The 20,818-nt window shown below is 66.4% G+C and carries 18 protein-coding genes; 14 read left to right on the plus strand and 4 right to left on the minus strand.

Annotation, left to right across the window (positions count from 1 at the left end):
* The first annotated feature begins 424 nt into the window (after nt 1-424).
* From ACFOGJ_RS21655 to ACFOGJ_RS21710, 12 genes are all read left to right on the plus strand, one after another.
* Nucleotides 425-1,528 (plus strand): ABC transporter ATP-binding protein, encoded by a 1,104-nt coding sequence (locus ACFOGJ_RS21655; RefSeq protein ID WP_379904481.1) that lies wholly within the window; start codon nt 425-427, stop codon nt 1,526-1,528.
* 181 nt (nt 1,529-1,709) lie between these two features.
* Nucleotides 1,710-3,020 carry an ABC transporter substrate-binding protein gene (locus ACFOGJ_RS21660; RefSeq protein WP_379904483.1) on the plus strand — a complete coding sequence of 437 codons (1,311 nt, stop codon included), beginning with the start codon at nt 1,710-1,712 and terminating at the stop codon, nt 3,018-3,020.
* Between the two features lie 181 nt (nt 3,021-3,201).
* Entirely contained in the window at nt 3,202-4,077 is an 876-nt protein-coding gene (locus ACFOGJ_RS21665) for an ABC transporter permease (RefSeq protein ID WP_379904485.1), read from the plus strand.
* A gap of 2 nt (nt 4,078-4,079) precedes the next feature.
* Nucleotides 4,080-5,159, plus strand: a complete 1,080-nt coding sequence (locus ACFOGJ_RS21670) for an ABC transporter permease subunit (RefSeq protein WP_379904487.1) — start codon at nt 4,080-4,082, stop codon at nt 5,157-5,159.
* Between the two features lie 155 nt (nt 5,160-5,314).
* On the plus strand, nt 5,315-7,597 hold the full coding sequence (locus ACFOGJ_RS21675) for a hydantoinase/oxoprolinase family protein (RefSeq protein WP_379904489.1): 2,283 nt from the start codon (nt 5,315-5,317) through the stop codon (nt 7,595-7,597).
* Nucleotides 7,598-7,696: 99 nt separating this feature from the next.
* Nucleotides 7,697-9,589 carry a hydantoinase B/oxoprolinase family protein gene (locus ACFOGJ_RS21680; protein WP_379904491.1) on the plus strand — a complete coding sequence of 631 codons (1,893 nt, stop codon included), beginning with the start codon at nt 7,697-7,699 and terminating at the stop codon, nt 9,587-9,589.
* Nucleotides 9,590-9,712: 123 nt separating this feature from the next.
* Complete coding sequence (locus tag ACFOGJ_RS21685; protein ID WP_379904493.1) at nt 9,713-10,366, plus strand: isochorismatase family protein; 654 nt, start codon at nt 9,713-9,715, stop codon at nt 10,364-10,366.
* 196 nt (nt 10,367-10,562) lie between these two features.
* A complete protein-coding gene (locus tag ACFOGJ_RS21690; protein ID WP_379904494.1) occupies nt 10,563-11,975 on the plus strand; it encodes an MmgE/PrpD family protein in 1,413 nt (470 codons plus the stop codon).
* Between the two features lie 55 nt (nt 11,976-12,030).
* A complete protein-coding gene (locus ACFOGJ_RS21695) occupies nt 12,031-12,759 on the plus strand; it encodes a Sua5/YciO/YrdC/YwlC family protein (RefSeq protein WP_379904497.1) in 729 nt (242 codons plus the stop codon).
* Between the two features lie 47 nt (nt 12,760-12,806).
* The gene (locus ACFOGJ_RS21700) at nt 12,807-13,439 is read left to right on the plus strand and encodes an isochorismatase family protein (RefSeq protein ID WP_379904499.1); all 633 of its coding nucleotides are present in this window, start codon (nt 12,807-12,809) and stop codon (nt 13,437-13,439) included.
* Between the two features lie 107 nt (nt 13,440-13,546).
* Nucleotides 13,547-13,954: a hypothetical protein gene (locus ACFOGJ_RS21705; protein ID WP_379904501.1), complete on the plus strand. Its 408-nt coding sequence runs from the start codon at nt 13,547-13,549 to the stop codon at nt 13,952-13,954.
* Between the two features lie 88 nt (nt 13,955-14,042).
* Nucleotides 14,043-15,197 carry a hypothetical protein gene (locus ACFOGJ_RS21710; RefSeq protein ID WP_379904503.1) on the plus strand — a complete coding sequence of 385 codons (1,155 nt, stop codon included), beginning with the start codon at nt 14,043-14,045 and terminating at the stop codon, nt 15,195-15,197.
* Nucleotides 15,198-15,299: 102 nt separating this feature from the next.
* Here ACFOGJ_RS21710 and ACFOGJ_RS21715 read toward each other — a convergent pair whose 3' ends face one another.
* Genes ACFOGJ_RS21715 through ACFOGJ_RS21725 form a run of 3 tightly spaced genes read right to left on the minus strand, consistent with a single transcriptional unit; the run spans nt 15,300 to nt 17,990 of the window.
* Nucleotides 15,300-15,809 carry a flavin reductase family protein gene (locus ACFOGJ_RS21715; RefSeq protein ID WP_379904505.1) on the minus strand — a complete coding sequence of 170 codons (510 nt, stop codon included), beginning with the start codon at nt 15,807-15,809 and terminating at the stop codon, nt 15,300-15,302.
* Nucleotides 15,802-16,416 (minus strand): hypothetical protein, encoded by a 615-nt coding sequence (locus tag ACFOGJ_RS21720; RefSeq protein WP_379904507.1) that lies wholly within the window; start codon nt 16,414-16,416, stop codon nt 15,802-15,804. The genes ACFOGJ_RS21715 and ACFOGJ_RS21720 overlap by 8 nt, the downstream gene beginning before the upstream one ends.
* Before the next feature lie 20 nt (nt 16,417-16,436).
* Nucleotides 16,437-17,990, minus strand: coding sequence for a 4-hydroxyphenylacetate 3-hydroxylase N-terminal domain-containing protein (locus ACFOGJ_RS21725; RefSeq protein WP_379904509.1), 1,554 nt, complete (start codon nt 17,988-17,990; stop codon nt 16,437-16,439).
* 151 nt (nt 17,991-18,141) lie between these two features.
* On the opposite strand from ACFOGJ_RS21725, the gene ACFOGJ_RS21730 reads away from it, so the two are divergent.
* Nucleotides 18,142-18,888: an IclR family transcriptional regulator gene (locus tag ACFOGJ_RS21730; protein ID WP_379904511.1), complete on the plus strand. Its 747-nt coding sequence runs from the start codon at nt 18,142-18,144 to the stop codon at nt 18,886-18,888.
* A 69-nt stretch (nt 18,889-18,957) separates the two neighbouring features.
* Here the strand turns inward: ACFOGJ_RS21730 and ACFOGJ_RS21735 are convergent, their stop codons facing one another.
* The gene (locus ACFOGJ_RS21735; protein WP_379904513.1) at nt 18,958-20,022 is read right to left on the minus strand and encodes a LysR family transcriptional regulator; all 1,065 of its coding nucleotides are present in this window, start codon (nt 20,020-20,022) and stop codon (nt 18,958-18,960) included.
* A 34-nt stretch (nt 20,023-20,056) separates the two neighbouring features.
* On the opposite strand from ACFOGJ_RS21735, the gene ACFOGJ_RS21740 reads away from it, so the two are divergent.
* Nucleotides 20,057-20,809, plus strand: a complete 753-nt coding sequence (locus ACFOGJ_RS21740; protein WP_379904515.1) for a dioxygenase family protein — start codon at nt 20,057-20,059, stop codon at nt 20,807-20,809.
* Nucleotides 20,810-20,818 lie beyond the last annotated feature (9 nt).

Consider the following 20,818-nt stretch of genomic DNA (forward strand, 5'->3'; position numbering starts at 1 on the left):
GGCGGCGGAGGAGTTGGCCGCGGGGGCGGATGCGGCGGCCCGGCGGACCGCGACCGCGTCTTTCCTGCGGGGAAATTGCATACGATTGCGATGCGTTGACCTGCATCCGCTCTCCTGCCTACACTCCGGTCCAACGCCGTACAGACAACGACAAGAACAAACCCGCTTAGGGGACGCTCGTGCCGGGTATCCCGGCGCAGGCCATCAAGCTGTTCGCTCTAGGGTCAGGACACCGGCCGCCGCACCGGCATGCTTTGCCGATCGGGACCGGGGCACGCGTATTCAGGACCGCCGCAGCCCGTGCGGTCCGTGCAGAGCCGGGCAGACCCGGTCGGCCCGGCGCCGTCGCGCCGCCGACCGGCCGTGCCGGGACAGGTCCGTGGCATTCCGCGTCCGTGGAAGCCGCACAGCGTAGGAGAACAGGATGGCAGGGTCAGGCGAAGTACAGATCATCAATGTGTCCAAGCATTTCGGCGACCTGGCAGCCGTCGACGATGTCAGCCTGACCATCAAGGACGGTTCCTACTGCTGCCTGCTGGGCCCTTCGGGCTGCGGCAAGACCACCCTGCTGCGGATGATCTCCGGCCATGAGACGCCGACCCATGGCGAGATCACCATCGGCGGCGACATCATCAACCAGAAGCCGCCCGGTACCCGCGGCACGGCGATGATGTTCCAGAGCTATGCGCTGTTCCCGCACCTGCAGGTCGTCGACAATGTCGCCTTCAGCCTGCAGATGAAGGGTGTCGGCGAGGATGAGCGCCGCGAAAAGGCGATGGACGTGCTGGACAAGGTCCAGATGACCCATCTGGCGAAGCGCCTGCCGGCGCAGCTCTCCGGCGGCCAGCAGCAGCGGGTGGCGCTGGCCCGCGCGCTGATCACCAACCCGAAGGTGCTGCTGCTGGACGAGCCGCTGTCCGCGCTGGACGAATTCCTGCGCCTGCAGATGCGGGCGGAGCTGAAGCGCCTGCAGGCGGATCTCGGCATCACCTTCATCCATGTCACCCACACCCAGCCGGAGGCCCTGGCCCTGGCCGACATGATCGTGGTGATGGACCAGGGCGTGATCAGCCAGGCCGGTTCCGCGGAGCAGATCTTCAACAAGCCGAAGAACGCCTATGTCGCGGATTTCATGGGCGGCTGGAACATCCTGAAGGGGCGCGTGGTCTCGGTCGGCGACACCATCTCGGAGGTGCATGGCGAGAATGGCGGCCGCTTCCTGCTGGGCACGACCGACCTGCTGGTGGGCGCGCGGGTCGCCTTCACCGTGCGCCGCGACAAGGTGCATCTGAAGCCGTTCGACAGCGCCGCCAGCGGCAACCAGGGCAACATGATCCCCGGTGTCGTGCAGACCATCGAGTATCAGGGCTCGTTCGTGAAGATCACCGTCATCCGCAGTGTCGGCAGCGGCGAGGAGTTCGTGGTGCAGGAAACCGACCACGAGTTCTTCCGCACCCCGGTGCGGGAGGGGGAAAAGGTGCTCGCCAGCTGGGCGCCGGAAGACATCCACATGCTGGAAGCGGCCTGAAGAGCCGCGCGGCAGGGATGAGAGAATCGCGTCGCCGCCGCCGCGCGCGGGGAGACGGGATGCCAAGGCCGTCGCCGCTACGACAAGGCGGAGCGGCAGACCCGAAAGGCCCGCAGGGCCCAGGGTTCCGTACCGGATACCGGGCGGGCCCGGGTGCGGGTGCGTAACAGGAGGCGAGAGGATGAAGGACGAAAAATCCAGCGTCACGAAGGGCACGCGGAAGGGTTTCTCGCGTCGTACCATGTTGAAGGGCAGCGCCGCCGCCGCCGGCGTCGCCATCGGTTCCGGGGCGATCAAGGGCTTCCCGACCATCTGGGCGCAGAACATCAAGGATGTCGAGCTGCGCATCGCCGGCCTCAGCGTGTCGAACATGCCGCAGGTCGAGGAACTGGCGAAGAAGGATCTTGGCCTGACCATCAAGATGCAGGCCATCGACATCCCGGTGATCATCCAGCGCGGTCTGACGCAGCCGAAGTCGGTGGACATCCTGGACACCGTCTACCTGGCGATGAAGGTGATCTGGCCGTCGGGCAACTTCCAGGCGATCGACGCCAACAAGATCAAGCTCTGGGACAAGGTGGTCGGCACGTTCAAGACCGGCAAGCTGGATTCCGACGCCTGGTACGGCCAGGGCCAGAACCCCTCTTCCGTGCAGTTCGTGGCCTCGCCCGATGCGAAGCAGTTCTCGCCCGAGCAGACCGAGTACCTGTCGGTGCTGCCGTTTATCAACAACGCAGACACCCTGGGCATCCGCCCCGACCTGATCGGCCACAAGGTCGAGTCCTGGAAGGAGCTGATCAATCCGGAGTTCAAGGGCAAGGCCGCGCTGATCGGCTTCCCCGGCATCGGCTTCATGGACGCCGCGATGGCGCTCGAGGCCGAGGGCCTGGTGAAGTACGAGGACAAGGGCAACCCGACCAAGCAGGAGATCGACGCCACGGTCGACATCCTGCAGGACCTGAAGAATGCCGGTCACTGGCGGTCGTTCTGGAACACCTTCATCGACTCCGTGAACCTGATGGCCTCGGGCGAGGTGGTGATCCAGTCGATGTGGTCGCCGGCGGTCACCGCCGTGAAGTCGAAGGGCATTCCCTGCGAGTATGTCGCGCTGAAGGAAGGCTACCGTTCCTGGGGCCTCGGCCTGATGCTGCCGAGCCATCTGGAGGGCCTGAAGCTCGATGCGGCCTATGAGTACCTGAACTGGATGTATTCCGGCGTGCCGGGCGCGTTCTTCGCCCGCCAGGGCTACTACTCGCCGGTGCCGGAGACGGTGAAGGCGACCCTGGAGCCCTACGAGTGGGACTTCTGGTACGAGGGCAAGCCGGCGGAGAAGGACATCATCGATCCGTTCGGCACCACCATCGACAAGGCCGGATCGGTGCGCGACGGCGGTTCCTACAAGGACCGCATGGGTCGCGTCGCGATCTGGAACACGATCCCCAGCGAGAACGAGTACCTGACGCAGAAGTGGAACTCGTTCATCGCGACCTGATCGGCGATGGCGCGGCGGGGGCGGCCGGTCCGCCCCCGCCGGTATCGCAGGCAAATCGCAGCCGGCGCGGGTCCGGGTCGGCAGCATCCAAGACGATCGCCTTTCCGGTGGTCTTCCTGGCAATGGTTCCGTGCGGATCCGGGCAAAGGGTGGTCCTTTGAGCAGTACGTTTGACTCGACGATGGGGAAGTCATTTTTCAAGAAATACGCACCGTATTTCCAGGCCCTGCCGCTTTGGCTGGTGATGATCGTCTTCATGCTGGTGCCGATCATCGTCATCGTCTTCTATTCGACATACCGGGTGGAAAACTACGTCATTGCCAGTGACTTCCGGCTCGACGATCTCGGTTTCCTGAAGCAGTACTGGACCACGATCAGCAACGGCTCGACCTGGGTGGCCTACTGGACCGGCATCAAGCTCACCTTCTTTGCCTGGGTGATCAGCCTGGTGATCGGGCTGATGGTCTCCTACTACCTGGTCTTCGACGTCGCGAAGCTGTCGACCAAGATCGGCCTGTTCCTGATCTGCGTGATCCCGTTCTGGACCTCCGGCGTCATCCGGACCCTGGCCTGGCTGCCGTTCTTCGGCATCGACGGCATTGTCAACCGCTTCCTTGTGTGGCTCGGAATCGTCGATGCGCCGCTGGAATTCCTGCTCTATTCCGAATTCACCGTGGTCGTGTCCTACGTCCACATCTATTCGCTGTTCATGGTGGCGCCGATCTTCAACACCATGGCGCGCATCAATCCCTCGCTGATCGAGGCGGCGATCGAGTACGGCGCCAGCGGCTGGCAGACCTTCCGCCACGTGGTGCTGCCGCTGTCGATGCCGGGCATCGTGATCGGCACGATCTTCGTCGTCACCCTGGCGATGGGCGACTTCACCTCGATCAAGATCCTGGGCGGTGGCCAGACCGGCAACCCGGCCTACCTGATGGTCAATTTCATCCCGCTGCAATACCCGACCGCGGCGGCCCAGGGGATCATCCTGCTGGTGGTGCTGCTGCTCTTCGTGGCCGGCCTCACCCGTATCGTCGACATCCGGAAGCAGCTCTGACCATGGCCAACGTGACCGCACAACCCGCACACGGCGCCGGCACCGGCGCGAAGTCCGTGCGCCGCGACTGGAAGGCCTGGCGACGCGTCTTCTTCTGGGTCTTCGTGGTGTTCCTCTACGGCCCGATGGCGGTGATCATCCTGCTGGCCTTCCAGGGCAAGGACGGCGGCCTGGTCCTGCCCTTCACGGGCCCGTCGATGCACTGGTTCGCCGACGTGTTCGAGCCGACCTATATCGGCGATTTCAGGATGCCGTTCGTCCGCTCGCTGCTGCTCGGCCTGGTCGCCATGCTGCTGACCGTCGTGATCTCGTTCATGGCCGGCCTGGCGTTCCGGCGGAAGTTCGTCGGCTCCGGCGTGCTGTTCTACCTGACTATCGCCAGCCTGATCACGCCGTCCCTGCTGGTCAGCCTCGGCGTCGCGCTGCTCTTCCAGTGGCTCGACATCCTGCCGTCCTACTGGCAGGCCGGCCTCGGTGCCCACCTGACCTGGACCCTGCCGTTCGGCGTATTGATCATGCTGGCGGTCTTCAACCGCCTGGACCCGTCCTACGAGGAGGCGGCGCGCGACCAGGGCGCCTCCTCGTGGCAGACGCTGCGCCATGTGATCATTCCGATCACCGCGCCCGGCATGGTCGGTGTCGCCCTGTTCGGTTTCACCCTGTCCTATGACGAATATCCGCGCACCTCGCTGCTGTCCGGCGACGCCAACACCCTGCCGGCGGAACTGGTGTCGGTGCAGGCGAACAATGCCTCGCCGTCGCTCTATGCGGTCGGGGCGCTGACCACTTTCTTCTCCTTCATCGTCATCGGCCTCGCCTTCGGCGCGCTCTACATGATGCAGGCGCAGCGCGCCGGGAAGCTGGAAGGGGTGCCGATCCTCGGCGCTCTCGGCAAGCTCCTCAGCGGCGGCGACGCGGCGGCGAAGAAGGCCGAAGCCCAGCGGCTGAAGGAGGAGGCGATCATGGAATACCGGATCGCCGAACTGGAAAAGAAGATCCACGGCGTGGAAGCGGAACTGGCGGAGGTTTATGGCGAAACGCCCAACCCTGCCGGCAATAAAGATCGCGGCGGCCGGGCCTGAACCTGCGGCGGGACCGACCGCCCGGACCCGGACTGCCCGAAGGGGCGGCGCTGTGGCGCGCCGTCCCCGGCGGGAGGTTCGACCTGGCGGTTCCCGAAGTGGCATCAGGGGATCGACCGGCGCGCGACAAGAGCGACCTGAAGGAGCGTGACCGAATGAGTAACGGCGGACGCGGCGACTACGAGAGCCGCATCATCGAGCTGGAGCGGAAGCTCCAGGACATGGAGCGCATGCTGGCGGATGCCCGCCGCGGCGGCGCGCCCGCGCCCCAGTCTGGGGGGATGGCGGCTGGCGGCATGGCGGTGCGCGGCAGCGGAGAGATCCCGCCGCCGCCCGCGGCTGCGGCCACGACCGTGCCCCAGGCCAGCTTCAAGGCGGACGGCGCCAGCTACCGGCTCGGCGTCGATGTCGGCGGCACATTCACCGACCTGCTGCTGGTGAACGAGGCGACGGGCGAGAACTTCACCGCGAAGGTGCCCTCGACACCTGAGGATTCCTCGCGCGGCGTGATCAACGGCATCAAGAAGGTCTGCGAGACCGCCGGCATCGACCCGCGGGCGATCAGCCATGTGCTGCACGGCACGACGGTGGCGACCAACACCGTGCTCACCTCCTCCGGCGCGAAGGTCGGCCTGGTGGTGACCAAGGGCTACCGCCAGGTGCTGCAGATCGCGCGGTCCTACGTGCCGGGCGGCCTGGGCGGCTGGGTGATCTACAACAAGCCCGATCCGCTGGCGCCGCTGGAACTGACGATCGAGGCCGACGAGCGGATGAGCGCGAAGGGCGAGGTGGTCGACCGGCTGGACGGCCGCAAGCTGGAGAACGACCTGAAGACCCTGGCGGGGGAGGGCATCCAGGCCCTGACCGTCTGCCTGATCAACGCCTTCGCCAACGGCGCGCATGAGCGCGAGGTGCGCGAGATCGCGCAGCGGGTGCTGCCCGACGTGCCGGTCTCGATCTCGTCGGAGGTCGTGCCGGAGATGCAGGAATACGAGCGGACCGAGACCACGGTCGCCAATTCCTACATCCGCCCGGTGGTGTCGAAGTACATCCGCAACCTGCACACCGAGCTGTCGACCTCGATGGAAGGGGTGCAGCTGCATGTGCTGCGCTCCGACGGCGGCCTGTCTTCGGTCGAGGCGGCGGAGGATTTCCCCGTCAACCTGCTGATGTCCGGCCCGGCCGGCGGCGTGGCCGGCGCGATGTTCATCGCCAAGCAGTCCGGCTACGAGAACCTGCTGACCTTCGACATGGGCGGCACCTCCACCGACGTGGCGCTGATCCAGGACGGCAAGGCGCAGAAGCGGCGCGAGACCCGGGTCGGCGACGTGACCGTGCGCGCCTCCTCCATCGACGTGCGCACCGTCGGCGCCGGCGGCGGCTCCATCGCCTATGTGCCGGAGCTGACCAAGGCGCTGCGCGTCGGGCCGCAGAGCGCGGGCGCCGTTCCCGGCCCGGCGGCCTATGGCCGCGGCGGCGAGGAGCCGACGGTGACCGACGCCAACGTCACCCTGGGTTATTTCCCGGAATCGGCGAAGCTGGGCGGCGATATGGGCCTGGACCGGGCAGCCGCGCGCAAGGCGGTGCAGAAGATCGCCGACGGCCTGGACATGCCGCTGGAGAAGGCGGCGGAAGGCATCGTCAACATCGTCAACGAGAACATGTTCGGTGCCCTGCGCCTGGTCTCGGTGGAGCAGGGCTACGATCCGCGCGACTTCGCGCTGATCGGCTTCGGAGGCGCCGGCCCGCTGCACGTCAACGCGCTGGCGCGCCTGATGGGCTCCTGGCCGGCGATCGTGCCGCCCGGTCCCGGCGTCCTCTGCGCCTATGGCGATGCCACCACCCGGGTGCGCGACGAGCGCTCGCGCACCTTCATCCGCCGCTACACGAATACCTCGGACGCCGAAGTGCTGAAGGCGCTGGAGGAACTGGCCGACGGCGCGGCCGAGGCGCTGACCGCTGAAGGCATCGCCGCCGGCGACCAGACCACCACGGTCGAGGTCGACCTGCGCTATCACGGCCAGGGCCTGACCCTGACCATCGAGACCGACCTGGACGGCTTCAAGAAGACCGGCCTGGCCGGGGTGGCGAAGGAATTTGACGCCATTCACGAGCAGATGTTCACTTTCGCCCTGGAGCATGAGCACGAGCTTGTGAACCTGCGCGCCGTGGTGCAGGGCAAGCCGACGGTGGTCCGCCCACCGGAGATCGCCAGCGGCGGCGAGGACGCCTCCGGTGCCACCATCGCGACCGAGACGATCTACGTCGACGGCGGCTTCGTGGACGCGAAGATCTACGACCGGTCGAAGCTGGCGGCGGGCAACGTGATCCTGGGCCCGGCGATCGTGACGGAGATGGACTCCACCACCCTGATCCTGCCCGGCCACCATGCGAAGGTGGACAAGTTCGGCACCCTGCTGATCTGGCCGGTGAATTGAAGGCCGAAGCCTGACGGACGAGGAAGCGGAAGCTTAGATTCCAGAAAGCAGGTGCCGTCGCCATACGGGGCGGCGGCACCGCGAAAAGGAGGGCCAGACATGCCGGCCAAGATCATCGAGACCAAGCCGCGTCCCTTCAACAAGGTCGACGTGGACCCGATCACCCTGGACATCATCGAGAACGCGCTGCGCAACGCGCGGGCGGAGATGGACGCGGTGCTGTTCCGCACCGCGATGTCACCGGGCATCCGCGAGCAGCACGACGCCTTCCCCATGATTGCCAACAACGAAGGCAAGATGGTGGTGGGCCAGTTCGGCTCCTTCCTGTGGGGGTTCCAGCAGGGGTATCAGGGCACGATCGAGGAAGGCGACGTCTTCCTGACCAACGATCCCTATTCGGTCGACGGTGCGATCAGCCATCTGAACGACTGGCTGACCATGATGCCGATCTTCCGCGACGGCCGCATGGTGGCCTGGGCGGCGATGTTCGGCCATATGACGGACATCGGCGGCAAGGTGCCGGGCAGCCTGCCGACCGACGCCAACCAGATCTACGAGGAAGGGGTCCAGATCCCGCCGACGAAGATCTACAAGAAGGGCGAGCTGCAGGAAGACATCCTGAACCTGATCCTGCACAACTGCCGCCTGCCGCACTGGAACAAGTCGGACTTCATGGCGATCATCGCCGCGCTGCGCCTGGCGGAGCGGCGGGTGCACGAGAACTGCAAGCGGTTCGGCGAGGACACCTTCATCGCCGCCATGCAGGAGATGCTGGACCGCAACAAGCGGGCCATGTCGGCGATCATCAAGCAGGTGGTGCCGGAGCAGAAGGTCTATTTCGAGGACTATATCTGCGACGACGGCATCGGCATGGGCCCCTACAAGCTGGCCTGCACCCTGTGGCGGGAGGGCGACAAGGCCTTCTTCGACTTCACCGGAACGGACCCGCAGTCGGACTCTTCGATCAATTTCCTCCTCAACGAGGAAATGTTCAAGATGTTCCTGGGCGCCTTCACCATCAACATCTTCGACCCGCAGATCCTGTTCAACGACGGCTTCTACGACCTGGTCGACGTGAATATCCCGCGCGGCACGGTGCTGAAACCGGTGAAGCCCGCCGCCCTGTCGTCGCGCACCCATATTCTGGGCCGTATCTTCGACATTATGGGCGGTCTGCTGGGCCAGGGCGCGCCGGATGCGCTGAACGCCGCCGGTTTCTCCGACAGCCCGCACTTCATGTATTCGGGCTATACCAAGGAAGGCGAATGGTACCAGCTCTACCAGATCGGCTTCGGCGGCATTCCGGGCCGCCCGGTCGGCGACGGGCCGGACGGGCATTCGCTCTGGCCGGCCTTTACCAATGTGCCGAACGAGTTCCTGGAGAGCTATTTCCCGCTGCGGATCGACACCTACGAGACGATCCCGGATTCCGGCGGCGCCGGCCTGCATCGCGGCGGCAACGGCCTGTCGATGGGCTATCGCTTCCTGGAGGATGGCGAGATATCCATCCATGACGACCGCTGGCTGACCTATCCCTGGGGCGTCAATGGCGGCCATCCCGGCGGCCGCTCGACCAAGGTGCTGGTGCGCACCGACGGCAGCCGTGAGCTGATGCCGTCCAAGTGCGACCATATCAAGGTGAAGTCGGGCGACATCCTGTACTTCAACACATGGGGCGGCGGCGGCTGGGGCGACCCGCTGAAGCGCCCGGCGGAGAAGGTCGGCCTGGACGTCAAGCGCGGCCTGGTCACGTCGCAGGGCGCGCGGCGCTACGGCGTGGTCTGCGATGATCGCGGCGTGGTGGACGAGAACGCCACCAAGGCCCTGCGCGAACAGATCGCCGGCGAACGCGGCCCGGTGAAGCTGTTCGACTTCGGCGGCACGATCGAGGAGCTGAAGGCCCGCTGCAAGGCGGAGACCGGCTTCGAGCCGCCGAAGCAGCCGGAGTTCCAGACCTGGTTCACCAAGGAGAAGGCGATGGCCGCCGAATAAGGCCATCCGCCCGACATAGGACCGCAGGGCGACAGGGGGACGGGGCCGGACTTGCCGGCCCCGTCGTCTGTCGGCGATCTCCGCCGTGCAGCGACCACGGCATCCGTTGAGGGAGGAACGGCCATGAGCCAGTCCGGTGCGCAGGGCCAAGACCTTGACCAGGACTATGCCGGCGCCGGCTACAACCGGAAGCTCGGCTTCGGCGCGAAGCCGGCGCTGATCCTGATCGATTTCGTGGAGGCCTATTTCGACAAGGGCTCGCCGCTCTACGCCGATGTCGAGGACACCCTGGCCTCGGGCCTGCGGGTGCTGGAGGCGGCCCGCGCGGCCCGGGTGCCGGTGATCTTCACCAATGTCGTCTTCCATCCCAGCGGCATCAATGGGGGCATCTTCATGCGCAAGGTGCCGAACCTGAAGCTGATGGCCGAGGGCGAACCGATGGGCGCCTGGCCGAAGGGGCTGGAGCCGCGGCCGGAAGAACTGGTGATCTCCAAGCAGTACCCCTCCGCCTTCTTCGGCACCAGCCTGTCCTCCACCCTGACCGCGAACGGCATCGATACCCTGGTGATGACCGGCCTGACGACTTCGGGCTGCGTGCGCGCCACCTGCATCGACGCCTGCTCCCACGGCTTCGTGCCGATCGTGGTGCGGGAGGCGGTCGGCGACCGCGACGACCGCCCGCACGAGGCCAACCTGTTCGACATGAACGCGAAATATGCCGACGTGGTGGGCGAGCAGGAGGCGATCGACTATTTCCGCCGCCTGGACAACCAGTGACGGGGGCGGGCACCGGAAAGATGCGCCGCCGTCGCGCACAGCTTGTCCGTCATCCTCGGCCGCCGAGCCGAGGATCCCAGCGCCGGCATCGACGCTGCACCGTCCCACCACGTCACCGTCCCGTCGCGATCCTCGGCTCGGGGGCCGAGGATGACGGAAACCGGGGAGTGGGCCGGGCTTTCTCGCGGCACGGGACATGATGAACACCTCAGCCGACACCCCCGACCGCACCGCCGCACTGGCGGAATGGATCGCCGGCTTCCGGCCCGACGACCTCTCCGCGGCCGATCTGGACCGCCTGAAGGCGCTGCTGATCGACAATGCCGGCGTCACCCTGCGCGGCATGGCGCTGCCCTGGGGGCGGTCGCTGGCCGCCTTCGCGCGGCCCTATCGCGGCCAGGGCCCCTGCCGGATCTACGGCACGCCGCTGATGGTGCCGCCCACGGTGGCGGGGCTGGCCAATGCCACGGCGGCGCACGGGCTGGAACTCGACGACACCCATGACGAGAGCATCACGCATCCCGGCGCGGTGGTGATCGCCACCGCCATCGCCGTGGGCACGGCCGAGCGTCGCGGCGGGCCGGAGGTGCTGGCGGCGATCGCCCTGGGCTACGAGGCAATGGCGCGGGTCGGCATGGCGACCGGCGCCGACCATATCCTGGAGCATGGCTGGCATCCGACCGCCCTGTTCGGCGGCTTCGGCGCCGCCGCGACGGCGGCGCGGCTGATGCGGCTGGAGGCGGACGGGCTGATGGATGCCTGGGGCCTGATGCTGTCGATGGCCGGCGGCTCCATGCAGTTCAGCCAGGACGCCGCCCGCACCACGGTGAAGCGGCTGCATGGCGGCTATGGCGCGCATAACGGCATCATGGCGGTGCAGCTCGCCGCACAGGGCATTGCCGGGCCGCGACAGGCCTTCGACGGCCGCTACGGGCTGTGCAACATCTTCGGCGCCAGGCCGCGGCTGGACCGGCTGCTGCCGCCCGGCGCGTCCGGCGGGGCCGCGGAGGCGCTGCAGATCCACCGCATCAGCCTGAAGCCCTATCCCTGCTGCCGGCTGTTCCATTCCACCCTGGATGCCCTGGCGGAGGTGACCGACGGCTACAGCCTGGCCACCGACCGCATCGCGGGCCTGACCGTCGGCGGGCCGGACGCACTCCTGACCCAGCACATGCTGACCCGGCCGACCTCGATGATGGCGGCGCAGTACAGCCTGCCCTTCACCCTGGGCGCCGCCCTGGTGCAGGGGCCGCGCGACTATGCCGCCTTTGCCGACGACCGGCTGGGCGACCCGCAGGTCCTGGCGCTGGCCGACCGTGTCTCGGCGCGGGCCGACCCGGAGATGCAGGCGGCCTTCCCGGCGCATTTCGGCAGCTGGGTGGAACTGGCCCTGACCGACGGCTCGACCCGGCGTGCGTCGGTGCTGGACAGCTACGGCACGGTGGCCAACCCGATGCCGCGTTCGGCGGTGGAGGAGAAGTGCGCCGCCCTGGCGGCCGAGGGGCTGCCCGGCTTCGACATGGCGGCCTTCGTCGACGCCGTGGACCGCCTGGACCGCGGCGCCGGCCTGGACGGGATGACCGACCTTTTCGTGGCGGCGACGGAATAGACCGCGCGGGTGCGACCCGATGCGGCCAGTGACAATCGCGTAGAAGGAGGAAACTTTGGCCCAGGTTGATGACAGGCAGGTCGGCGAGTGGAAGGGCGCGGCCCTGCAGGAGAAGGCGAAGGAAGTGGTCGACGTGATTGCCGGCGGCGGCGTGGCGATCATCCCGCTGGACGTGGCCTATGGCATCGTCGGCAACGGCGAAGCGGCGATCAAGAAGATCTTTACCGCCAAGAACCGCTCCTACGAGAAGCCCTCGGGCTGCTTCTCGAACTGGGAGATCTTCAACGAGATCCAGATCACCGACCAGCGCCAGAAGGACGTGGTGAAGGCGATCATCCTCGACAACGACCTGCCGTTCTCCACCGTGGCACCGTTCCGCGACGACCATCCGTTCTTCAAGAATGTCGCGCCGTTCGTTCTGCAGAATTCCACCAAGGCCGGCACCATCGACATGCTGCTGAATGCCGGGCCGTTCCACGACGCGATGACGACCCTGGCCTGGTCGCGGCAGATGCCGATCCTGGGCTCCTCGGCCAATACCTCCCTGACCGGGTCGAAGTACCGGCTGGAGGATATCGACGCGCCGGTCCGCGCAGCCGCCGACATCCAGGTCGATGGCGGCTTGAGCAAGTACCACAACCCGGAGGGGCTCTCCTCGACCATCGTGGACCTGCGCACCTTCAAGACCTGGCGCCGCGGTGTCTGTTACGATCGTATCGCGGCGATCCTGAAGAAGGATTTCGACATCGATCTCTACGAACTGGGCATGGCCACCGCGTCCTGACGGGCCGGCCCGGCGGGACCAATGAGCAGGTGAAGGAGCAGGATGAGATGAGCGACGATTACAGCGAGGCAAGCTACGGCGCGCGGCCGGTGGGCTGGGGGCGCAAGCCGGCGGTGCTGGTGGTGGATTTCCAGGTCGCCTTCACCAGGCCGGAATACCCGCTGGGCCGGTCGGAGCATATCCACGAAGCGGTCGAGAAGACGTCGGAACTGCTGAAGATCGCCCGCAAGTGCGGCGTGCCGGTCGCCTCCTGCTACACCGCCTATCACAGCCAGCGCGACATCCCGTACTGGAAGATCGACGCGGTGCACGATCATTTCTACTACGGCCACCCGTCCACCGCGATGGACGAGCGGATCGCCGAGCCCGACTACGACTACATCTTCTGCAAGTCGGCGCCGTCGATCTTCTTCCAGACCCCGGTGACCACCTTCCTGGCGAAGCAGGGCGTCGACACGGTGGTGCTGACCGGCTGCACGACCTCGGGCTGCGTGCGCGCCTCCGCCATCGACAGCTTCTCCTACGGCTATCGCACCATCGTGGCGGAGGATTGCTCCGGCGATATCGAGGAGGGGCCGCACCGCGACAATCTCCGCGACATCGGCCGCCGCTATGTCGACGTCATGCCGTCGGCAGAGGTGGTGAAGGCGTTCGAGGACTACCGCAAGCGCAACGACTGACGGGCAGACGGAGGCGGCGGATCTCAAACATGACGCAGATTTGCGCCGTCAGACAAATTCTGCCGCGTTGGCTTCAAGCCGAAGGCGGCTGAGCATATTGTCGATGGATGGCAAAACGACCGCGGCAAGTTCCCCAGCGAGAACCGCTGACGACCGCACAGATCGAGCAAGCGATATACGTCGGCAGTCCGGAGCATAAGAAAGAGCGGTGGTGGGGTGGCTTGCCAGAGGCCTATGTCGGCCCGGACGGCGATGCGTCCCGTCCGGGCCGGCAGATTACCTCCGTCTGCGAACTGACGACCGAAGCGGAGCGTGACGAGGCCACGAACTGGGTCCGCACAGCTCTCAGAATGGGTCAATTCCGGTATCGCGATGCCGACAAGGATTTTCCGGCTCACATTTGGTACCGAGACGAGGCGGGCCAGTTGTGGCAGGGTCGATGCGTGAATTCGGTCCTGGGCACCTACAAGGGCTGGCCGGTCGACGAGGCAGAGAGAAGTGAAGATATCCGCTGACTGGCAGGAGGGTGCTCGGAACGCCGTTCCAGAGGAGCGCGCGACGGTCGCAGATCTCCGGATTTGGCTCAAAGGGCAGAATGTATGCATGCATCTGCATGGCGAAACACCTGCAGATCATTTGACTTTGCCCCTGTATCCCCTTGCGGAGGGGCTGATTTACAGCTGGTGGTCCCTTTTCGGCGGGCGCGATTGTCCTCTTTCGTTGATGAGACATCGCGGAGGTTTCGCGCTGCCAGATGTCCGAATGTCCTTTGACGGGGCAGCTTTTGAGATCGGTGCGTGGCAGCGCACCTATACCAATCCTGCCATTCGCTTCTGGAGCGGTCCGAGCGAATTGCTGGGCCGAGCCGAAGCGGAGGCCCGGCTCTCCGAGTTTGTGGAACTGGTGCTTGAGCGGTTGGGGGCGCTGGATATCGGATCCACAAGTGCGGCGTTGCGGTGGGAGCGGGTCAAGGCGTCGCTCGAGGATCAGGACGAAAAGTCGTTTTGTGAGTCGGCAGGAGCCCTCCAACTGGATCCCTATGAGATCAGCGATGACGAAGCTGAGACGATTGACGGTGCATCGGAGATCTTCACCGGAGAGCCGCTGGCCGAATTCCTTTCCGGTGCCCGCTCAGTAAACCGGCCCAGGCTCATAAAGTGGGTTCGGCGTATGAAAGCTCGGCCAGGGTTTCGATCTCTCGTGGCTGACTTGCAGGATGTTGCAAAGCAGGTTGCCGTTTCTGCGCCACCCAAGACCTCTGAGCAAGCTTGGGCCCTTGGCTATCGGCGCGCGCGGGCGACGCGTCTGGCCTTGGGGCTGAATTCCAGCCGGCGGATTGGCTCGGTCCGAGATTTGGCAGAGCTTTTTGGGGCAGGGCCGGGATTCGATCTCGCACCGGAAACCGACGGGATACAGCTGCTGAGAGAAGATCGCGATGATGGAGTTCATCTTCACTTGAGGAAAGGAAGAACGTCGCGCAGCGACCCCGCCTATCTGTTTACGTTCGCCCGCGGCGTAGGCGATGCGCTTTGCTTTCCCGACCCTGACGTCGCTCCGGTGAACGAACTCCATTTCGCCTACCGGCAAGCTAGCGGCAGGGCTTTTGCCGCAGAGTTCCTCGCGCCCGTGGAAGAAGTTTCCTCCATGCAGGCCGACGGCCATGACAGCTTTTCTATTGCAGGCGCATTTGGGGTCGGTACTCAGACCATCGCCCTGCAACTCGAGAACCGCGGACGGATCCTAGAGGTCTGCAAGTAGCGAAGCAGCGTCGAGGTTGCTTCTCGGTACTGGACTGTTTCAAGGGTTGCGGCCAGCACAATGTCGACGTGCTTCCCTCCAAGGAGGTTACCGAGCGCTTGCTCAGGTGCTGCGATCGCCGGCGTTGCCGGACCGGGGCACCGGCGAAAGCCTACCGAAGCGGCCGCCGCAGAACAGCAGCGGCTCCGCCGCGGGGTCCCGGCTGAGGCCGGTCACCCGGCCGATCAGGATGACATGGTCGCCGGCAGGGACCTCCGTCTCCAGGTCTGCGAAGAACCGGGCGACCGCGCCGGCGATGACGGGATGCCCGTCGCTTCGCGCGATCGGGTCGCGCAGCGACGGATCGCTGCGGCCGGCGAAATGCCAGGCAAGCGCCTCCATGTCATGGCGCAGCACATTGACGACATAGCGTCCCGCCTGCCGTACATGGCCCAGCATCCGGCAATCGCGCGACAATGACACGGAGATCAGCGGCGGCGACAGCGAGACCGACATGAAGGCGTTGGCGGTCATGCCGTGATCGCCGTCTTCGGTCGTGGTGGTGATCACGGTGACCCCGGTGGCGAAGCCGCCGAATGCCGCCCGCAGTGATGTCGGGTCGAGCTCAGGCATGGTGTCCCTGCAGGTCGTGGGAGAGCATGATCAGCCCTGCCAGGAAGGCGCCGGCCTCGCTTCTCAGCAGCTCGGCCGCGGCGCCGTCCTGTCCGGCTTCCCGCAGCGCCCTGATGCGGCTCGAAGAGACGACCTGGCCGGCGGCGCAGAGAACCGGGGCATGGACGATGGTGGGAAAGGCGCGGGCCAGCATCGCGACATTCCCCGCCTGGCCGGCGCCGAAGCGGAAATCGCCGCCGACATGGACCTCCCGCGGGCCGACCTGGCCCAGCGCGGCCAGGAATGTGGCGGCGCTGCGCGCGGCATAGGCCGCGGTGAACGGCGCGACGAGAATCCAGTCCGGTCCCAGCGCGGCGATACGGGCCAGCCGCTCGCCGAGCGGGGCCAGCGGCCGCGCCTTGCCGAAGGCCACCTTGGGCAGGGGGTCGAAGGTCCAGACCAGGGCAGGGACTTTCAACCTCCGGGCGCGGCCGATGGCGGCGGTGATCAGGGCCTGATGGCCGCGATGAACGCCGTCGAAGCCGCCGATCGTGACCACGCTGGCGGGCAGGCGCAGATCGCCCTCGACGGCGATCCGCACCCGCGCCCCCTGATAGCCCGGCACCATCGCGCCGCGCCTGCCGCGGCTCAGGCCTGGAAGCCCTGGCGCAGCCGGTTGATGTCCCAGGGATTCACCAGGTCGGGTGCGGTCCAGCCGTCCAGGTCGTACTCGGCCATGTAGTCGGTCACCAGCTGCTTCATCATCTCCATCTCGCCGGTGGCCTGGGAGGTCAGCATGGTCTCGACGCGGATGTTCTCGTAGTTGCCGGCATAGTTGGTTTCGTACAGCTCGTGCCGGCCGCCGAACTCCGACCCCATCGCGTCCCACAGCAGCTTCAGCAGCTTCACCCGGTCCAGCGCCACCATGCCGTTGGAGCCGCGGACGAACCGGTCCAGATAGCCGCGCACCTCCGCGTTCTCGAATTCCAGGGCGGACGAGGGCAGGTAGATCAGGCCGCTGGCGACATGGCGCTGGATCAGCTCCTTGATGCGGGAATAGGCGACCGGCCCCAGCACCCGGTAGGCATTGCCGTAGCCGATGTTCGGCAGGTTGTAGCCGTCGGTGCCGGGCCAGGGCACGGGGCTCTTCACCATCGCATCCGACAGGCCCCAGAACATGTTGCGCCAGGCCAGGACCTCGCCCACGGCGGTCTGCGGACCGCGGAAGGCGCTGGTGCCGGTCGCCTCCAGCGCCCGGGCGAACAGGCCGGTGATGAAGTCCAGCTTCACCGCCAGCCGGGTGGTGCCGTGCAGGGTGAAGCGCGGCACGAAGCCCGACGCCGGAAAGAACATGTTCACCTTCTCGATATCGCCGTAAATGAACACGTTCTCGTAGGGCACCAGGACCTTGTCGAAGACCAGGATGGAATCGTTCTCGTCCAGGCGGGAGGAGAGCGGCAGGTCGAACGGCGTGCCCATCACCGCGGCGTTCAGTTCATAGCTGGCGCGCGAGATCAGCTTCACGCCGGGGCTGTCCATCGGCGCGGTGAAGACCAGCGCGAACTTCGTGTCCTTCACCGGCAGGCCGTAATGGGCGATGAAGTTGTAGTGGGTCAGCGCCGAGCCGGTGGCGACGACCTTCGCGCCGGAGACGATCAGGCCGGCATCGGTCTCCTTCTCCACCTGCATATAGACGTCGCCGGTCTGCTCGATCGGCAGATGGCGGTCGACCGGCGGATGGACGATCGCATGGTTCCAGTAGTCCAGCCGTTCCTGCGCGCGGGCGTACCAGGTGCGGGCATTGTCGGCGAATTCGCCGTAGAAGCCCGCGTTCGCGCCGAGGGTGCCGAGGAACGCGGCCTTGTAATCGGGAGAGCGGCCCATCCAGCCCTGCGACACACGCTGGGTCTCCGCGATCGCATCTCGTCCCTTCACCAGGTCCTCCGCCGTGCGGGAGCCCTTGAAGAAGGGATGCGTCCAGCCGCCGGATCCGGTGTCGGTCGGCACGCCGATCTCGTCCTTCTTCTCGTGCAGCCGGTCGTACCAGCGCGCAACCATGCGGGCGGAATTGCGGAACGCTGGGTGCTGCGTGATGTCTTTCACCCGCTCGCCGTGGATGTAGACCTCGCGCCCGTCCCGCAGGCTGTCCAGAAACTCCGCCCCGGTATAGGGCGCCGTCGCATTCCCTTCGGCGATGCTCATCTGTTTGCTTCCCTCCCTGATTGCCCCGCCATGTCTGCCGGGGTTCGCTGTCATCGGAGCGTGCCGGGGGATCGGCAAATCCGGAAGGTATGTCATCATACCTGCCTTGTTTCCGGTATTATCGGAAAGCTGACGATGCGAGGGAGGTCCGATGCAGACGATCAGGAAGATCGGCGCCGTGCTGCGTTGCTTTTCCGCGGAGCGTCCGGAACGGCGGGTGTCGGAGCTGGCCCGGGAACTCGGCTATTCCGTGTCCGGGGCGCATGACCTGGTGGCGGGCCTGGCGCGGATCGGGCTGCTGGCGAAGGTTTCGCCGGGGCAGTACCGGCTGGGGCCGCTGGTTGCGTCGCTGAACCGGGTGCTGGAGGAATCCTCGCCCCTGGTGGAGGCGGCCCGTCCCGTCCTCAACGCCCTGCGCGAGGAATATGGCGAGACGCTCCACCTGACCCAGCACGACCATGATGCCCTGCTGATCGTCAGCCAGCGCGAGGGCACCCGCGCGGTGCGGGTCGCCTCGACCTTCCTGAGCGGCCAGGTGCCCCTGCATGCCTGTGCGCCGGGCTGGCTGCATCTTTCGACCGAAAACGAGCGGGTGCTGCACGATTATGTCGCGCTGCGCAGCGGGCGGCCCGGCGGCATCGTCGATCCGGCCGGCTTCCTGGAGCGGATCCAGGCTCTGAAAGGGGCTGCAGACGTGGCCGATGATGGCGGCTACGACAAGAACATCAGCTGCTGCGCCGCCTGGATCCGGGACCATACCGGACGGCCGGTCGCCGTGCTGAGCCTGTCGATCCCGCGCAGCCGCTTTGCCGACCAGCCCCGCGCCTTCCGCGCCATCACGCGCGAGGCGGCGGGACGGATCTCCGGGCGGCTGGGCCTCGCCGACCTGCCCGCCTGACGCGGCCGCCCGGGCGGCATGCCCTCTGGCAGCACGTCCTCTGGCAGCACGTCCTCTGGCAGCATGCCCTCAGGCCGGGAGCAGCATTTCCGGGCTGCGGCTTTCCTGCCGGCACAGGTCGAGGAACTGCCGCACCTGCGGCCCGCGATTGTCCAGCCGGACGCCGACCGACAGGGCGACCTCCGGATTGCGGCCGGAATAGGCGCAGAGTGTCACCTCCGGCGGGCAGATATCCGCGGCGGATGACGGGACCAGGGTCACCCCCGCGCCCAGAGCGACCAGCCCGAGGGCTGCACGAAGGTCCGGCGCGGGCATGCATTGCGCCGGCTGATAGCCTTCCGACCGGCACAACGCCAGGATCGGGTCGGGCGCCGGTCCCGCGGCAGGCGGCAGGTAGGTGACCAGTGGCCAGTCCGACAGCAGGGCCAGCGAGGCCAGATGGCGCTCCTGGCCGATGAAATGGCGCGGGACGGCCGCCACCAGCGGCTCCTTGCACAGCCGTTCGGTGCGGAACGCCTCGTCGCTGAGGCTCTGGCGGCTGACCGCCAGGTCGATCTCACCCTGGATCAGCGCCCGCGACAGGGCGCCCGCACCGTAATGGGCGAGGGCCAGGTCGACATCCGGAAAGCGGCTGCGATAGGCCTGGGTCAGGGCCGGCAGCGGGCCGAAGGCGGCGCAGTCGGTAAAGCCGATGCGCAGACGCCCGGCATGGCCGCTGCCGATCGCCCGGGTCTGCGCCACCGCCTCGTCGAGCTGCTCCAGCAGCCGGCGCGTATGGTCGCGCAGCACCGACCCGGCCTGGGTCAGGCGGATCTGGCTGCGGCTGCGGTCGAACAGCTCCACGCCGATCTCCGTCTCCAGCTGTGCGACCTGGCGGGAGAGCGGTGGCTGGGCAATGTCGAGCCGGGCCGCTGCACGGCCGAAATGCAGTTCCTCGGCCACCGCCAGAAAGTATCTGAGCCGCCGTATCTCCATTGCACCGCCCGCCGGACACCGGAAGTGAAACATCCTGGTCATTGTGCATAGGGTCGGCGTCACCGGCCTGTCAAACAGCAGGTGAGACGCGCATTGATACCTTGTAAGTATTAATGGGCGCTTCAGATGACAATTCCAGCATGAGCGCGTTCGCGACATAAGAAGCTCAACCAAGGCCGGGGAGGACCGCAGGATGAGCAAGAATCGGGTGGACGAGGTCGTCTACGACATCGTGAAGGCAGTACGGGAGGTGATGGCAAGGCACGACGTGACCTACGAGGAATACCGCAGCGCCGTCGGCTTCCTGATGGGATACGCCGATGCCGCGCCGTTCGAGATCCCGTTGAGCTGCGACCTGTGGTTCAACGCGACGGTCCATGACATCGAGATGAAGTCCCGCCAGGGTTCCACCACCGCGCTCGAGGGCCCGTACTTCAAGGAGGAGGTGCCGCTGGTCAGGGACTCGCTGAAAGTGCTCGAAGGGCAGGGCGAGCCGATGATCATCCGCGGCAAGGTTACCGACCTGCAGGGCCGCCCGGTGGAGGGGGCGGAACTGTACATCTGGCATTCCGACCCGGACGGCTTCTACAGCGGCTTCTGCGATTATATGGAGGATCTGGCCTACTATCGCGGCCGGCTGAAGATCGGCGCCGACGGAACCTATGCGGTGCGGACCTCGGTTCCTGCGCCTTACACCATTCCTCACGACGGGCCGACCGGCCGCCTGCTGGAGATGATGGGGCGCCATCCCTGGCGGCCCGCACATGTGCATTTCCGCGTCCGCGCGAAGGGCTTCCTGGAGCATATCACCCAGGCCTATTTCGACGGCGGCGACTATGTCGACAGCGACTGCGTCGAAGGGGTGCGTCCGCCGCTGATCCACGCACTGGGCAACGAGCAGGGCGTGCGCGTCCTGCAGAAGGATTTCGTTCTGGACCCGCGCTGAAGGCTCGGC

It is taken from the genome of Marinibaculum pumilum (assembly GCF_042646425.1).
In the GTDB taxonomy this organism is placed as follows: domain Bacteria; phylum Pseudomonadota; class Alphaproteobacteria; order Ferrovibrionales; family Ferrovibrionaceae; genus Marinibaculum; species Marinibaculum pumilum.

Bases quoted from the DNA above. Each gene is read 5' to 3' on its own strand.
- ACFOGJ_RS21660 (WP_379904483.1), top strand. From the start codon at position 1,710: ATGAAGGACGAAAAATCCAGCGTCACGAAGGGCACGCGGAAGGGTTTC.
- ACFOGJ_RS21730 (WP_379904511.1), top strand. From the start codon at position 18,142: ATGCAGACGATCAGGAAGATCGGCGCCGTGCTGCGTTGCTTTTCCGCG.
- ACFOGJ_RS21675 (WP_379904489.1), top strand. From the start codon at position 5,315: ATGAGTAACGGCGGACGCGGCGACTACGAGAGCCGCATCATCGAGCTG.
- ACFOGJ_RS21670 (WP_379904487.1), top strand. From the start codon at position 4,080: ATGGCCAACGTGACCGCACAACCCGCACACGGCGCCGGCACCGGCGCG.
- ACFOGJ_RS21720 (WP_379904507.1), bottom strand. From the start codon at position 16,416: ATGGTGCCGGGCTATCAGGGGGCGCGGGTGCGGATCGCCGTCGAGGGC.
- ACFOGJ_RS21690 (WP_379904494.1), top strand. From the start codon at position 10,563: ATGATGAACACCTCAGCCGACACCCCCGACCGCACCGCCGCACTGGCG.
- ACFOGJ_RS21710 (WP_379904503.1), top strand. From the start codon at position 14,043: ATGCATCTGCATGGCGAAACACCTGCAGATCATTTGACTTTGCCCCTG.
- ACFOGJ_RS21705 (WP_379904501.1), top strand. From the start codon at position 13,547: ATGGCAAAACGACCGCGGCAAGTTCCCCAGCGAGAACCGCTGACGACC.
- ACFOGJ_RS21685 (WP_379904493.1), top strand. From the start codon at position 9,713: ATGAGCCAGTCCGGTGCGCAGGGCCAAGACCTTGACCAGGACTATGCC.
- ACFOGJ_RS21715 (WP_379904505.1), bottom strand. From the start codon at position 15,809: ATGCCTGAGCTCGACCCGACATCACTGCGGGCGGCATTCGGCGGCTTC.
- ACFOGJ_RS21655 (WP_379904481.1), top strand. From the start codon at position 425: ATGGCAGGGTCAGGCGAAGTACAGATCATCAATGTGTCCAAGCATTTC.
- ACFOGJ_RS21735 (WP_379904513.1), bottom strand. From the start codon at position 20,022: ATGTCGCGAACGCGCTCATGCTGGAATTGTCATCTGAAGCGCCCATTA.
- ACFOGJ_RS21665 (WP_379904485.1), top strand. From the start codon at position 3,202: ATGGGGAAGTCATTTTTCAAGAAATACGCACCGTATTTCCAGGCCCTG.
- ACFOGJ_RS21700 (WP_379904499.1), top strand. From the start codon at position 12,807: ATGAGCGACGATTACAGCGAGGCAAGCTACGGCGCGCGGCCGGTGGGC.
- ACFOGJ_RS21680 (WP_379904491.1), top strand. From the start codon at position 7,697: ATGCCGGCCAAGATCATCGAGACCAAGCCGCGTCCCTTCAACAAGGTC.
- ACFOGJ_RS21740 (WP_379904515.1), top strand. From the start codon at position 20,057: ATGAGCAAGAATCGGGTGGACGAGGTCGTCTACGACATCGTGAAGGCA.
- ACFOGJ_RS21725 (WP_379904509.1), bottom strand. From the start codon at position 17,990: ATGAGCATCGCCGAAGGGAATGCGACGGCGCCCTATACCGGGGCGGAG.